This is a genomic window from Streptomyces sp. NPDC054961 (assembly GCF_053609145.1).
Map to the genome: position 1 here is coordinate 115697 of NZ_JBSGWY010000016.1, position 14908 is coordinate 130604.

Here is a 14908-nt window from a genome sequence, read left to right on the forward strand (position 1 = left end):
GCCGGCGGGGGGGGGGGTGCGATTTTCGGGCGCGCTTTCCCCCCCCCCGGGGGGGGGCCCCCGGGGGGGGGGCGCCCCCCCCCACACCGTCAGGTGCGGAGCCGGCGCCGGTTGCCGCGGCCAGCCTGGTGGCGGCTGGTGACCTGTCGCATGAGAACGAGGACTATTTCGAGGTCATCGCCTTGGCGCGGGTCGTCAGCCGTGCGGTTGCGGCCCTGGCTGCCGCAGCCGGTGCACTCGTGGAGGATCATGTAGCCCTTGGCGGAGTGGTGCTCGACGGCTATCGGGCGCATGAGCGCACGGCAGTCGTTGGCACGGTCTCCGGGCATGATGTCCACGTGCAGCGAGTGCAGGCAGTGCGGGCAGTGGTTGCGGTAGCTTCCGTTGACCAGTGCCAATACCGCCTTGCCACAGTTTCCGCAGGTGAATCCGGTGTTTTCGGTTGTTCTGCTGATGGTGCTGCTCCTCAGCGAGTCGAAGGGGTCTTCAACTCGGAGGCGCAGGGTTCCGTTCGCTCTCCCTCTGGCGGGCCAGGGGTCGCAGGCTTGACTGGGGAGTGACGCGGTTCACCGCCGCTTCTCACCGCAGGCGATTACTTCCGGCTCCAGCTTCACCAGAGCGCGCGTTGCGCCCTGGATCCGAACCACGACCGGGTTTGTGTATTTGTCCCGGTCACTGTCACGCGGGCAGCCCCACGTGCCGCCGGTAGGTGTCGTCCAGCCTCACTGCCGTCGGCGTCGTCCCCTGGCAGACAGCACGAACAGCGGGATACAAGATCGTGATCTCGTCACCTCCCCGGTCTCGGTTCCGCGCCCAGTCGGTCGTGGGCTGCGGAGTATTCTTCCATTCTGCGTCGGAGTGCCGGAAATCTGTATTGAGGCCGGCCACCCTGCCCGAAAGGGCTACTTCGCCGGCAGGAAGAGGGAGTCCTGGGTGGCCTGGTAACGGTAGGACTCGGTACCAGTCTGGATCAGGGTGCAGCGGAAGGTGATCCGGTCGGCGATGGCCGCGCAGAGGCGGGCGTCGCTGAAGGTCTTGTCCCACTCCGTGAACGGGGAATTCGTCGCCACGGCGGTGGCCTTGCGTTCCTCGCGTTCGGTGAAGATCTGGAACAGCAGTTTGGCGCCCTTGCGGTCCAGGTTGAGGTAGCCGAACTCGTCCAGACAGAGAAGGTCGATTTTGCTGTAGCGGGCGATCACTGAGGACAGACGGCGGTTGGCATCGGCTTCGGCGAGCTCGTTCACCAGGGCCGAGGTGGTGGTGTAGCGGACCGAGAGGCCGGCTTCCGCGATCGCCGTGCCGATCCCGATGAGCAGGTGGGACTTGCCGGTACCGCTGTCACCGATCAGGACCAGCGGGCGGCCCTCGCGGACCCAGGCCGGTGATTTCAGGTCGGCGACGACCTCGGGGGTGACATTGGGGTTCTTGGCGAAGTCGAAGTCCTCAAGCCGCTTGGGCCGTGGGAAACGGGCCAGCCGCAGGAGCCGCTGCTGGCGGCGCAGGTCGCGGTCGGCGAGTTCGGTCTGAAGGAGGTCGAGGAGGAACTGCTTGTAGGTGGCGTGCTCGCGCCGAGCGGTGGTGGCGAGCTCGATGAACCGTTCGCGGAAGGCGGGCAGCTTCAGGTCCCGGCAGGCCTCGTCGATGAGCATGTCCTCGGGGTCGCCGGGCAGCGACATCCGGCGGGGCGGGATCCGCTCCAGGGTCTCGTCCTGGTCCAGGTCATGGTCGGTGAGCGTGATGCTGCGGGTCATGCTCCGTGGCCCTTCTGGTTCGTGGCGCTCTGGCGGGTGGCAGTCGGGGCCAGGAGCCGGTCGTACTTGCTCATGTCGGGCAGCGTGGTGCGCTGGTCGCTCGGCAGACGGCGCGCTTGCAGGGAGATCACCCTCGCCCCGGACCCCTCCGTCCCGAGACCGGACGTGGTGTCGGTGGCGTCGAGGAGTTCGGCGTCCTCGGCGTCGGTGCCCTCCATCGCCTTGCGGGCCTCGATCGCGACGAGGTCAGTGCTGACGGAGCCGATCCGCAGGCACGTCTCCATCGCGGTGACCAGGGCCTCGCCGGGGAGCTGGCGGTGCAACAGCAGGACCTCGATGAGTATCCTGGTGCCCTCGCGGTCTCCGGCCTTCTGCTGGGCCGCGGCCCAGAACGCCTCGTGGACCTTCGTGAAGCCGCCCTCGGCCCTGGCCTGTGCGAGGGCGGAGGCCCCGGCGAACGCGCCGGGCTTGACCAGCAGGATCTCCAGGTAGTGGTCCAGGATGTCGTGGTAGGTGTAACGCCTGGTCAGGCGCGGGTGGCGGGCGACGACTTGGCGTCCGTCGAAGACCCACAACTCGTTCGCTCGCAGCTTGACCCGTACTATCTGGCCGATGAACTTCGCGGGGACCGAGTAGTAGCACTGGCGCACGGTGACCCGGCTGTTGCGGGCGACGGTTGGTGTCAGGTCAATGCCGCAGTCGTAGTCGTCCGCCGGCAGAGGCCGCAGCTGGTCGCGTTCGGCCTCGAAGTCGAAGCCGATCGAGGTCGGCCTGCCGTGGATGTGCCGGGCATCCTCTGCGATGTCGATCGCGGCGAGCCGTTCGTTGAGCTCCGCCAGCGACTCCACCTCAGGTGGCGGGACCAGGTGCTTCCTGCGGAATCGGCCGCCCTCGTGTTCGACGCCGCCCTTCTCATGTGCGCCGGCCTCGCCCGGCGCGCAGTAGAACGCCGAGAACTGGTACCACGACTTGAACGACGCCCACCGGGTCGACTCCAGCCGCGAGCGTCCGAACAGCACCTGCTTGACCGCGGGCCGCAGGTTGTCGTACCGGATGTGGACCGAGGGCACCCCGCCCAGCACCGCGAACGCCTCCGCATGCCCCCCCAGGAACGCTTCCTGCGAGGCGGTGGCATAAACGCGGTGGACGGCCTTGCCGCTGTAGGACAGACGCAGGGTGAACAGGACGCACTTGCGGCGCTGACCGGCCAGGTCCAGCCAGAAGTCCGCGAAGTCGACCTCCGCCTCCTCACCCGGCCGCTTCGCCTGCGGGACCACACCGTCCAGATGACGGCGGCCCTCCAACGCCTCCGCCTTGATCTGCGGGCGCCGTTTGCGGACGTACTCCCACACCGTGATGTTGCGGGCCAGCTCGAAATCCTGCTCCGCCGCGAGACGCTCCATGATCCGCACGATCGTGTGCCGCTGCTTCGCCGGAGCGTCCACGTCCTCGCGCAGCATCTGGTCGATGAAGACCTTCACTGGCTCCAGCACACTCGGCCGCGGCGGCGGCGACTTTCGCTTCGGCGGCACCGGAAACTCCAACGCATGCCGCACCGTCCGTCGCGACACCTTGAACCGCAACGCCAGCTCCCGGCCCGACAACCCTTGCTCCCGCCGGGCCTGCCGGATCTTCTCGTACAACACCTCACGCGACCTGTGCACCATCGGTCTCCCTGACCTGGACCGTGATCAACAGGCACAGCGTGACGGCCAAACGGCCCACAACCACCGATTACGCCGAAAGTGGCATGTCACAGACCATCACACCAAGTGGAGCCCGATCTCACCGGAAAATCACTGGCGCCCAAACCCACCGGAAATGTGGCGCCCAACTACCCCGAAGAACTCATCTCGGTTCGTCGCCATGGCCGGGAGCGGCCGCCAGGAGGCCGGGACATGGCGCATGATCAGTGCGCAGTCCAGCGTCGCGGTCCCCGGCGGGAAGCGGTCCGGGTCGTCGAAGAAGGACGACGCGGCGGAGCGGACGTGGCCGGCTTCTACGTGCCAGGCGTCGGTTTCGAGTTCCATGCCGTCCATGTGGTGGCCGGACCTGGTGGGCGAGAAGCCCCGCGTCCCCGCTTGGAAGAACCGGGAAGCCTCTGCGAGGTTGGCGAAGAGCTTGCTGGCTCGCAGCTCGTCGGCCGGCTCGACGGTGACGTCCACTCGCGTGTCGCCGTCCCGGCTCGCCAGAGCGACACGCACCTGACGGGGTGTCTCCTGCACCTCGAAATCGGCGCGACCGTGCTCACCGGGGAAGACACGGCCTCCGGCCCACGCGTTGAGGCGCGAGGCGGTGTCCCTCCGGGGGATGTAGACGCCGGTTTCGAGGCCGTCGGGTCCGTCCCATTCGACGGCGATCCGATGGGCCGCGTTCTCGCTCCGCAGTCCGAAGGGTTCGGGTGCCCAGGTCGGCCGCACGTTTCCCAGGCGCAGGAGGCAGATGCCCGCGACCGCGTACCCCTGCACCACGTGCGGGCGCAGCGGCTCGGGGAGCAGGCGAGCCGCGGTGTCCGGGTCGACCCGGTAGTTCACCAGGAGCCGTCGTTCGATGACGCTGGACAAGCGCGGCTGTCTCATGATTCCCCGTTCTGCGCCCCATGGCGCCATGTGGTGTGTCGCAGGACGATCTGCTCGGGGCAGACGGCGCTGAGGAACCGGCCGACGCAGATCGCCAGGCGCTCCTCGGCCAAGGTGTAGAGGATCCGGTTGCCTTCCCGGCGCTCGGTGACCAGACCGGCTCCCTTGAGCACGCCAAGGTGCCGTGAGATGGAGGGCGCGCTGATCGGGAACTTGCTAGCGATCTCGCCGGCAGCGAGTTCGCCGCCTCTGAGGTCCTCGAGAATCTGACGCCTCGTCGGGTCGGCGAGGGCCCGGAAGGCTCCGGCCTCGTCCTGGGTTTCTGCCATGCCCCGTATTTAACATCATGGCTAAATGTCTAACAACCCGTCTCCGCGCGGAAACGATCCAGCCTCCCGCGGACCCGGTCCGGACGGGACTGGCCCGGTCCGGACCGGGGCTGGCCCGGTCGGACCGGACGGGGGCTGGCCCGGCCCGTCGTCGATTCCCCGAGCGTCCGCCGCCCACCCGCACCCCGCCGGGGCTCTTCAGGAGAGGCTCGGGCGGGCCGGCGGCGACGCGGCCCCGCTCGGCCGGGAGGTCAACTCGTCGACGAGCCGGGCGAATTCGGTGCGCTGCCGGTTGGTCAGACCGGCATAGAGCGGCATCTGCATCTCGTCGGTGAGCCGCTCGGCGCGGTGCCGGCGGGAGATCTGGGCCGTGTCGACCGGCTGCGGCTCCTGCCAGCCGTAGTGGGCCGCCCGTTCGACACCGAGGTCGATGACCATGGCCGCTCGGGCGCTGAGCCCGCACCGGCGCACCGCCGCCAGATGGCAGGCGCCCCGGTGTTCCCGTAGTACGTGGATGCGCTGCATGGCCGCGCCGGCCGGGTCGTCGCCCGGACACGCCTGCGCGCGCCAGCCGGCGAACAGGGGCAGTGCGTCGGCGTCGGCGGAATCGATCAGCCGCTGCGCCAGGTGGTTGAAGCGCTCCACGTCGGCACCGGCGGGAATGTGCGCGCGTCCCCAGGCGCGGACGGCCTGCGCGTAGCAGGCGGCGGCCTCTTGCGCCGGCATCACGGGCCGTCCCGCGAGCCAGCCGGCCGTCACCAGCCGGGGGCCGAGGAAGCCCTGTACCGCTTGGACCACCGTGACCGGCGCCTCGCCGAGCACTCCGAAGCGTCCGCGGCAGTAGAAGCCGCGGCCCGGCGCGAACCCGGCACGCCGGCCGATCTCGGCAGTCGCCCTGTCGGACATGAACTCGTCACCGAAGTCGTGGAGGGGGCGGGCCACGGCGGCGATGCACGGAGAGATTTCCATGGCCCGAAGATCGCGCCCGGCAACACGGTAGGTCAAGAGACGCTTTTCTCATGGGACGCTTTAGCTAATCTATCGAATCATGCTCGATACCCGCCGCCTGTACATGCTCAAGACCGTCGCCGCCCGGGGCTCCATCACCGCGGCCGCCCACTCCCTGGAGCTGACCGCCGGCGCCGTGTCCCAGCAACTGGCCGCCCTGAGGAACGACGTCGGAGTGGACCTGCTGCGCCCCGACGGGCGAACCGTCGCGCTGACGGAGGCAGGCCGTCTCCTCCTCGAGCACGCCGACCGCATCCTCGCCGCCATGGAGGAGGCCGAGAACGCCATCGCCGCGTTCAAGGGCACGGTCGGCGCCACCGCCACGCTCGCCGCGCTGCCGTCCACCGTCACCAGGATCGTGGCCCCCGCGCTGGCCACACTCGGTACACGCCATCCGCAGCTCACCGTGACCTGCCTCGTGACCGACCAGGCGCAACTGCGCGAGCTCGCGCTGGGAACCGTCGACGTGGTGCTGGGGCAGCGCTATCACCACCTGCCTGACGCGACGCCCCAAGGAGTCGACATCTCACCGCTGCTCGACGACCCGCTGCTCGTCGTCACCGCAGCCGGCCCGGGCGACGGCCGGCCCGTCAACCTGCGGGAACTCGCCACGCACGACCTCGTCCTACCACCGCCGACCACGGACTGCGGCCAAGCCATCCTGCGAGGCTGCCACCGGGCGGGCTTCACACCCGCCCCCCGCTACGTCACCGCCGACATCGCCGCCCAGCTCACCCTCGCACGCACCGGCCTCGCCACCGCGCTCGTCCCCCGTACGGCCATCGACCCCGCCACACCCGGAATCCGTACGACCCCCATCGCGGACCACCCCCTTCAGCGCCTCCTGTTCGCCGCGACCCGGCACACCGAAAACGCGAACCCGACCACCACCGCGGTCGTCGCGGCCCTGCGCACCGCCTCCGAGGAAGGGCAAGCCGCCGGCCTGTCGCCGATCGTGGAATGACCCGTCGCACCCCGCAATGCGAGTGCGACCGGAGGCCATCCGCGCACCGCCCTCACGAAGCGCCTTCGGGACGGCCCTCCACCAGTGAGAGCCACCCAACTCCCATGGATGTCCCGCCGGTCATACCGCGGGGCCGAGGTCGCCCTCGAGGAGCGTCTGGACGATCCGGGGCCGGTCCCAGAGGGCGAGGATCTCGTTGGCGATGTCCACGACGGGGAGGTGGTCCCCGTCCCGGACCTTGACCGCGGCGGCCAGCAGGGTGCGCGGGACGGCTCCGGCGTCCAGGAGCACGCGCCATTCCTGCGCGCCGAGTTCCAGGAACTCCAGTCCGGTGAGCCCGGCGACCTCCAGGGGATCGGCCAGTGTGCCCGGCAAGGCGGTGAGGGCGCGCAGACGTGGCAGTCCGGAGAGGGGGGCGAGGGTGAACGGCGGGCCGTCCGACGGGCCGACGGACAGGACTTCCAGGGCGGGGTGGGCGACGGCCTGGATGGTCCCGGGGTTTCCGCCGCCGACCCTGGCCACGACCGGAAGCCGATCCCCGCGGCCGTCACCGCGTTCCTCCGCCATCCGGCCCGTGACGAAGTCGGTGAGGGAGTCGGCCACGAGTTCGGCGCCGATGCTCTGCTCGTGGCCGACCAGGATGACCTGCCCCGTGTATCCGCCCGGGCCGGGTGTCAGGTCGACCGCGAAGTCGTCGCCGCCGTTGGTCCCGAAGGCGAGCCAGCCCGGTGAGCCGGCGAGGTTCTGCACCGCGGCGTCGGACGGGGTGCTGACCGCCTCCGTCGTGCCGAGGTCCCACCAGCGGTACGGGCGGTTCGACTCGTCCACGGTGTACAGGTGTTCCAGGGCGGAGAACTCGCAGCCGACCGCCGTGTTGACCCGGTCCGTGGCCTCCTCGTCGTCGCCCCAGTCCTCCCATCGCGGGGTCACCCGGTAGAGCACTTTGAGCTCTTCGGACAGCGTGAGGCCCAGGCGTGCTTCGGCGGCGGAGATTTCCTCCTCCGTCGCGCCGACGGTGTCTTCGGGCAGCCGCGCGCGGAGCGTGCGCTCCAGCAGTTCCGGGTCCGCCGAAGGAGCCGGCGCCACTCCGGGCAGCGCGTCGGGAAGGTGCCGCCAGGGATCGGGGCGGGTGCCCTCGACCAGAAGGAGCACCCCCAGGCCGGGGTGGCCGACAGCGGTTTCCACGACCGGACTGGGCAGGACCAGCCCGAGCGTGGTCCTTCCGTCCGGTCGGAACTCCGCGCTGAACGCGATCTCCTCGACGCCGCCGCGCGCGAGCGCCCTCTGTACCTCCTCCACCGCGGTCCGGTCCGCCGGCGACATGCCCTGCGGCAGGGCAGGGCTCCAGCCGTGGCGGCCGATACGGCCCGCCACACGCCTGGAGCACGCGGCCGTCCGGTCCGTGCCACCGGCGAGGAGGAGCCGCAGTACGGGCTCCCAGGTCGCGAAATCGTGCACCGATGACAAGGGGGGATTCAGATCGACCATGCGCAGACCGTACGCGGAGCCGGTGACAGCGGAAGCGGCGAGGGCCGCTGCCGCAGCCGCCACGAGCCCCGGCCAGAGCCCTGCCTGCCCGCCCGGCGACTCGAGTGCACGGCACGACCAGGCCCGTGCTCATCGGACAGATAGGACGCAACGCGGGGCCGGCGCCTTCAGCCACGGCGCCTGATCGGCTTCCCGAACAGCTCGTTCAGGTCCCCCTCGACGGCCGCGAGCAGCTTCGGCCCCCAGACGGTCAGTGTCTGTTCCCAGGGGTGGCCAAAGGTTCCGAGGCGCAGGTCGTCGGTGACCTGGAGGTAGTAATCGCCGTCGGGATAGGTGCCTTTGCCGGGTCGGGCCGGCCGTCCCGGGACGCCGGTGCGGCGTGGGTCGTAGCGGTAGCCGTCGTGGTTCCAGTCGAGCCAGTAGACGAACTCCCCGGGCTCGGTGGCGGCGAGCAGTGCGCGCTGGACGGTCGCGTCGAGCCGTTCGAAGAGGTCCGGGAGGAGCCGGTGGTGGGAGTGCAGGTTCCAGACCGCGGAGGGATCGGGGTCGGTGATCGCGGGCAGGTACGTGGTGCTCGGCTTGAAGTCGAAGTCCGCGGAGAAGCGGTCCCACAGAGGACCGTCGTCGTGGAGCGAGTCGAGGAACTGTGCGGGCCGGGTCGTCTCGGGGCTGCCCGGCGGACTCCAGTGGTAGGAGCGGACCGTGGTGACCTCGGTGAAGCCGGCCTCCAGGAGCCCCTCACGCAGAGAGCCGTCGGCCTCGGCGAGCAGGGGGCGACGGAGCCGGCTCCGCCGCCACCGGTCGGTGCAGGCTTTGACGAGGTCAGGGGCGTCGCTGGTGAAGCCGCCGATGAGGGTGAAGGGGAGTTCATCGGCGTGCGCCCAGGCGACCCCGGTGACGACCCCGTCCTCCAGCAGGACCTCGATGAGGACGTCGCCCTCGTCCGACGAGCCATCCGCGACCATCTCTGCGTACGGCGCCGCGTGCGGGCCAGGCGAACCGACGGCGATGTCCCAGACCAGTTCCGCCGGTTCCCGTACGCGGTACAGGCCGTGCACCCCCTCCCGAGGCTCCGGAACGTCAGGCCGCTCGCCGGGCAGCGGGGCGGCGATCAGCACGGAACGCATCCAGCCCGGGGCGAACCCCGCCGCTGTCAGCTCCCGTACCAGGCCGGGCGAGTCGTGCCCGTAGACCTTCCACTCCACGGGCTCGTTGCGTGCCGCGAAGGCCTCCTGCTGGCGGCGCACCATCGAGGCGGTGTCCGTGCCGGGCATGAGGGGGGCGTGCTCCGCGGTGCCGTGCGTGCCGTAGTGCCGGCGCACGACCGGCCCGTCGACCTCGACGACCAGCCCGACCGGATGCCACGCGGGAACCCGCCCCCGCAGGGCCTCGTACATCGCCCACCAGTCACCCATTTCCATGATCGGGAGCCTACGTACTGTCGGATCGCAACTGTCCGTACAACCGGTTGTCAGTGCTGTCCGGACACCCGAAAGGCAGCCCTCGGAACGGTCACCTTCCTTCTAAAGGCGCCTGACCTCGCAGAACTCGTCCCGTGCGCCGCCCACCGCCTGATCGCCGCAGAACTCGCCTCCTCACCACTGATCGACTACCAGCACCGCCGCACCCTCCTCGCCGACTGGGCACTGGCACCGGAAGCATGGCGACAGATCGCCGACCAACTGGAACGCCGGCCCAGTCCCCGCTACATCTCCGACGACCGCGCAGGCCTCGCCGCCATGGCCTACCTCTGGACTCAAGTCACCCAAGGCGAAGCCCAATTCGCTCCAAAACCGACCGAGCCCGAAACGATCCCGAGCTCGACGCGGCATGGAACCTGAACCGGTTCACCATCGGACACTGGCTCCGGCAGAACGAAGTGCCCTTCTACCAGCAGATGAAGCCGCTGCTCGACGCCTACGCCGCCCAGCTCACCCGGTGAGCTGGGACAGGGCAGTTGGAACCTACCGATTGACGTCGACAGGAACTCCACGCAGCTGCAGCCGGGCCTTCAGGAATTCCATTTCCGACAACGTCCCCACCAGACCATCGTGACTCAGTTCCCCGACCAGCTCACGAGCCCGCGACAACGAGGCCGCTGACACCTCCCGAAAGACCTTCAAAGCTGGGACGAGACTGGGAATCGGACCGGCCAACTGCAGTCTGACGGGTCCGTGCGCTGCGAGTAGGGCCTCCCGGACATCATCAGGTGCCCGTCCCGGGCCGGCGTGTTCGCACATGTAGGTGCCGCAGGCGTCGCACGAGAACTCCGAGTCCCACCACAACTCTTCGTGAAGGATGAACTGGTTCGCCTGTCGCCTCGCCATGCTGCCGCACTCGCAACGCGATGCGATCTTCGCTGTCTGACCAGTCACCCGGGCTCCCTCACGTTCCACTTCTGCGGCAGATCCTCGCCGCAGAAGACGCAGACGAAGTCCTCCTCCCGCACGATGTTGAGCTCGCGGCAGGAGCGGCAGCGGCGGAAGACCACCTCGTGCGTGAACCCGGACGGTCGATGGATCCCGATGCGATCCAGGGCCTCGGCCACGGCTGGCCATGAGCTGGCGTCCGGGCAGTAGCCGGTCGACTGGTTGCTGACCTCCTCGACCACCCACCGCCCGGGCTCCGCACGGAAGCTCATCTCACCGGCGCTCAGCACCTCTCCGCCGCCGGCACACACCACGTGCTCGCTGCGGCGGGGAGCCAGTCGCAGCACACCGCCGCTATCGACGACGAACGTGAACGGATCGGCCAACTCATCCAGGGGCAGCGCAGAGACCCACTCGCCGAAGTCCGCCGATGAGCGGATGTTCCGACCCTCACCACCCGCCCGGACGAGCGCCTTCAGCTCAGCCGGACCCACATACCGATACCTCTGCCCCCGCGTCTTCACGCACATCAACCTAGTGGCTCACACAGCCAGGACCTGGGGCAATCAAGACCAGGTTCCAACTACCGTGTCCCGGCTCACGACACAGCACGCTCCAGTCGCAGTCGCCAACTCGTGCGCTCACTCGACAACTGAAGCCCTCAGTCACAACAGGGCGTGACCGAGGGCATGCGGCGGGCGTGCCGCGGGCAACGCGCTCGCGTTGTTCGATTTATGTTCGATATGCTGGGTGGATCTGGTCAGGGTGGCTGGAAAGGGGTGGCCGGTCGATCGGAGGTGGCTCATGTGCGCCGGTGTGCACCTTCATGTCGCGAGTGGCTACTCGGCTCGCTACGGCGCCTCCCACCCCTCTGACCTGGTGAAACGGGCCGTCGAGCGGGGTATCGGCACCCTCGCGCTCACCGACCGCGACACCGTCGCCGGCGCGGTCCGCTTCGCGAAGGCCGCCGGGAGGGCCGGGGTACGCCCGGTCTTCGGGGTCGACGTGGCCGTCGCTCCGTTCGACGCGTCCTCCGCCCCGGCAAGCCCGGGCCTCGGCGGCACCCACGGCCCCGGCCTCATGAGCCCCGGCCTCATGGACCCCAGCCTCGGGGGCCCCGTCCCCGGCCGCGACCCCCGCGAAACGGGCCGTCCCGGCGCCCCCCGGCCGCCGCGGACGCCGGTGCGGGGCGGGGCGCACGTCCTCGAGCCGGCCCTGCGGGTCACGCTCCTCGCGCGGGACGCGGGCGGCTGGGCCCGGCTGTGCCGGCTGGTCTCCGCCGCCCACGCGGACGCCGCCGGCGGGCCGCCGGTCGTCTCCTGGCCCGTGCTGCGCCGGTACGCGGACCAGGGCCTGATGGTCGTGCTCGGTCCGGTCTCCGAGCCCGTACGGGCCCTCGAGGCCGGCCGGCCCGACCTGGCCGAACGGCTCCTCGCCCCGTGGCGCGAGCTCGTCGGCCCCGGCCTGCGGCTCGAGGTGCTCTGGTACGGGCTCTCCGGCACCGGGCCCGGCTCGCTGCGCCTCGCCGCCCGCACCCTCGGGCTCGCCGACCGGCTGGCAGTCCCCGCGGTCCTCACCAACGCCGTCCGCTACGCCGACCCCAGCCAGCACCGCCTCGCCGACGTCCTGGACTCGGCCCGCCTGCTGCGCCCGATCGACCGCCGCCGCCTCGACTCCGGAGAGCGATGGCTGAAGGGGCCCGCCGCCATGGCGGCGGCCGCCGAGCGGATCGCCGAGGCCGCCGGAGCCGGTCCGCACCGGGCGGCGGCGCTGCTCGCGGAGACCGTACGTACGGCAGAGCAGTGCGTGCTCGACCCGGAGGCCGACCTCGGCATCGCGGGGCCCGGCCGGCTCGGGCGGTCCAGTTTCCCCGAGCCGGAGGTGGTGGGCGCGGCCCACGGCGCCGGCGGCGCCATGGACCTGCTGCGCCGGCGCTGCGAGGAGGGGATGTTCGCGCGCGGCCTGGACCAGGACCGGGAGGCGGTCGAGCGGCTGGAGTACGAGCTCTCCGTCATCGGGAAGATGGGCTTCGAGTCCTACTTCCTGGCGGTCGCCCAGGTGGTCGCGGACATCCGCGCCCTGGGCATCCGGGTCGCGGCCCGCGGTTCCGGCGCCGGCAGCCTGGTCAACCACGCGCTCTTCATCGCCACGGCGAACCCCCTCGAACACCACCTGCTGTTCGAACGATTCCTCAGCGTCCGGAGGGCCTCGCTCCCCGACATCGACCTCGACGTGGAGTCGGCCCGCCGGCTGGAGGTCTACGACAGGATCATCGAACGGTTCGGCACCGAGAGGGTGGCCGTCGCCGCGATGCCGGAAACGTACCGGGCCCGGCACGCCCTGCGCGATGCCGGCCTCGCCCTCGGCATGCCCCCGCAGACCGTCGACAAGGTCGCCACATCGTTCCCGCACATCCGGGCCTGCGACATCCGCGGTGCCCTCGCCGAACTCCCCGAACTCAAGGAGCTCGCCGCCGAAGCCGCCTCGTACGGCCCGCTGTGGGAACTCGCCGAGGGTCTGGACGCCCTGCCGCGCGGGATCGCCATGCACCCGTGCGGGGTGATCCTCTCCGACGCCGCCCTGCTGGACCGGCTGCCCGTGCAGCCCACCCCGGGCGGCCGGTACCCGATGGTCCAGGCGGACAAGCACGACGTCGAAGCCCTGGGCCTGGTGAAACTGGACGTCCTGGGAGTACGGATGCAGTCGGCGATGGCCCACGCCGTCGCCGAGATCCGCCGCACCACCGGCCGGCAGCTCGACCTCGACCACCCCGACCACGTCCGGCTGGACGACCCCGAAGCGTTCGAGCTCATCAGGAAGGCCCGGACCGTGGGCATGTTCCAGCTGGAGAGCCCCGGCCAGCAGGACCTCGTGGGCCGTCTCCAGCCCCGCGGCGTCCAGGACGTCATCGCTGACATCAGCCTGTTCCGGCCGGGCCCGGTCGCCGGAGGCATGCCCGCCCTCTACATCGCGGCCCGGCACGGGGCCGCCCCCCACTACCCGCACCCCGACCTGGAACCCGTCCTCGCCGACACCTACGGCGTGACCATCTGGCACGAACAGATCATCGAGATCTTCAGGGTGATGACCGGCTGCGACCGGGCACTGGGCGAGATCGCCCGCCGCGCCCTCGCCGGCCCCGACCGGCTGCCCCGGGTGGAGGCGTGGTTCCGCCGGGAGGCGGGTGCCCACGGCTACACCGACGCGGTCCTCGACGAGGTCTGGGAGATCATCGCGGCGTTCGGCGCGTACGGGTTCTGCCGCGCGCACGCCGTCGCCTTCGCGGTGCCCGCACTCCAGTCCGCCTGGCTCAAGGCCCACCACCCGGCCGCCCTCTACGCCGGACTGCTCGAACACGACCCCGGGATGTGGCCGCCCCGGGTGATCGTCTCCGACGCCCGGCGCCACGGAGTGCCGGTCCTGCCCGTGGACGTCAACCTCTCCCGGCCCGCCCACCGGGTCGAGCGGGTCGAAGGCGGCGCGTGGGGCGTGCGGCTCTCGCTGGCGTCGGTGAGGGGAATCTCCGGCGAACAGGTGGACCGGATCGCCGCCGGGCAGCCGTACAACGGGCTGCAGGACTTCTGGGAGCGGGCCCGCTCCGCGCTGCCGATCGCCGAGCGCCTCATCCAGATCGGCGCCCTCGACCCCCTGCGCGGACCCCTCACCCGCCGGGACCTCCTGCTCCAGGTCGCCGAACTCCACCGCCACACCCGGGCCCGCGCCGTCGACGGGCAACTGGCACTGGGCGGCGAACTCGTCACCGCCCAGTCTTCGGGACTCCCGGAGATGACCAGTCGCGAGGCACTCGCCGCCGAGATCGACGTCCTGTCCATCGACGTCTCCCACCACTTGATGGAGCACCACCACCGACTGCTCCGCGAGCTCGGCGCCACCGACTCCGCCCACCTCGCATCGATGCGCCCGGGACAGCGGGTCCTCGTCGCGGGCGTCCGCGCCTCTACGCAGACGCCCCCGATCCCCTCGGGCAAGAGGGTCATCTTCGTGACCCTGGAGGACGGCCGGGGCCTCGTCGACATCGCGTTCTTCGAGGACAGCCACGACGCCTGTGCCCACACCGTCTTCCACTCCGGGCTGCTCCTGGTCCGCGGCACCGTCGAGGCCCGCGGTCCGCGCCGCACCGTCGTCGGCCAGATGGTCTGGAACCTCGAAGAGATCGCGGCCGCCCGCCGCGACCACGGCCCGGAGGCCGCCCTCGCCCTCCTCGGCCGCTCCGGCCCCGCCCCCACGCCCGCCCAGAACGGCTCCGCCCCGGCCCCGGACCGCAACGCCCCGGCGCGCACCCTCGCCAACGGCACCGCAGGAGCCCGCCTCCACCCCTACGCGGACCTCCAGCCCGCCGGCACCCGCGCCGCCGACCTCACCTCCCTCGGCTACACGAGCCCCGGATCGGCGGGGTGAC

General features: G+C 70.7%; 11 protein-coding genes. 2 read left to right on the forward strand and 9 right to left on the reverse strand.

Going from position 1 to position 14908, the window contains the following annotated elements:
- Positions 1 to 89 precede the first annotated feature (89 nt).
- The 6 genes from ACWF9Z_RS17015 to ACWF9Z_RS17040 form a co-directional block, all read right to left on the reverse strand.
- The gene (locus tag ACWF9Z_RS17015) at positions 90 to 503 is read right to left on the reverse strand and encodes an RNHCP domain-containing protein (RefSeq protein WP_453602950.1); all 414 of its coding nucleotides are present in this window, start codon (positions 501 to 503) and stop codon (positions 90 to 92) included.
- Between the two features lie 399 nt (positions 504 to 902).
- Positions 903 to 1676 (reverse strand): IS21-like element helper ATPase IstB, encoded by a 774-nt coding sequence (istB, locus tag ACWF9Z_RS17020; RefSeq protein ID WP_453602952.1) that lies wholly within the window; start codon positions 1674 to 1676, stop codon positions 903 to 905.
- A gap of 71 nt (positions 1677 to 1747) precedes the next feature.
- Positions 1748 to 3418 (reverse strand): IS21 family transposase, encoded by a 1671-nt coding sequence (istA, locus tag ACWF9Z_RS17025; RefSeq protein ID WP_453602882.1) that lies wholly within the window; start codon positions 3416 to 3418, stop codon positions 1748 to 1750.
- A gap of 129 nt (positions 3419 to 3547) precedes the next feature.
- Positions 3548 to 4330 carry a DUF2071 domain-containing protein gene (locus tag ACWF9Z_RS17030; protein WP_453602883.1) on the reverse strand — a complete coding sequence of 261 codons (783 nt, stop codon included), beginning with the start codon at positions 4328 to 4330 and terminating at the stop codon, positions 3548 to 3550.
- Positions 4327 to 4659, reverse strand: coding sequence for a metalloregulator ArsR/SmtB family transcription factor (locus ACWF9Z_RS17035; RefSeq protein ID WP_453602885.1), 333 nt, complete (start codon positions 4657 to 4659; stop codon positions 4327 to 4329). The genes ACWF9Z_RS17030 and ACWF9Z_RS17035 overlap by 4 nt, the downstream gene beginning before the upstream one ends.
- Positions 4660 to 4857: 198 nt before the next feature.
- Positions 4858 to 5628: an SCO6745 family protein gene (locus ACWF9Z_RS17040; RefSeq protein ID WP_453602887.1), complete on the reverse strand. Its 771-nt coding sequence runs from the start codon at positions 5626 to 5628 to the stop codon at positions 4858 to 4860.
- A 79-nt stretch (positions 5629 to 5707) separates the two neighbouring features.
- Here ACWF9Z_RS17040 and ACWF9Z_RS17045 point away from each other — a divergent pair, with 79 nt between their 5' ends.
- Positions 5708 to 6631 carry a LysR family transcriptional regulator gene (locus ACWF9Z_RS17045; RefSeq protein WP_453602889.1) on the forward strand — a complete coding sequence of 308 codons (924 nt, stop codon included), beginning with the start codon at positions 5708 to 5710 and terminating at the stop codon, positions 6629 to 6631.
- Between the two features lie 120 nt (positions 6632 to 6751).
- Here ACWF9Z_RS17045 and ACWF9Z_RS17050 read toward each other — a convergent pair whose 3' ends face one another.
- The 3 genes from ACWF9Z_RS17050 to ACWF9Z_RS17060 form a co-directional block, all read right to left on the reverse strand.
- Complete coding sequence (locus ACWF9Z_RS17050) at positions 6752 to 8119, reverse strand: SMI1/KNR4 family protein (RefSeq protein WP_453602890.1); 1368 nt, start codon at positions 8117 to 8119, stop codon at positions 6752 to 6754.
- A gap of 167 nt (positions 8120 to 8286) precedes the next feature.
- On the reverse strand, positions 8287 to 9540 hold the full coding sequence (locus tag ACWF9Z_RS17055; RefSeq protein WP_453602892.1) for a DUF2716 domain-containing protein: 1254 nt from the start codon (positions 9538 to 9540) through the stop codon (positions 8287 to 8289).
- Positions 9541 to 10490: 950 nt separating this feature from the next.
- Positions 10491 to 11018, reverse strand: a complete 528-nt coding sequence (locus ACWF9Z_RS17060; protein WP_453602894.1) for a hypothetical protein — start codon at positions 11016 to 11018, stop codon at positions 10491 to 10493.
- A gap of 274 nt (positions 11019 to 11292) precedes the next feature.
- Here ACWF9Z_RS17060 and ACWF9Z_RS17065 point away from each other — a divergent pair, with 274 nt between their 5' ends.
- The gene (locus ACWF9Z_RS17065) at positions 11293 to 14907 is read left to right on the forward strand and encodes a DNA polymerase III subunit alpha (protein WP_453602896.1); all 3615 of its coding nucleotides are present in this window, start codon (positions 11293 to 11295) and stop codon (positions 14905 to 14907) included.
- The last annotated feature ends 1 nt before the right edge of the window (position 14908 follow it).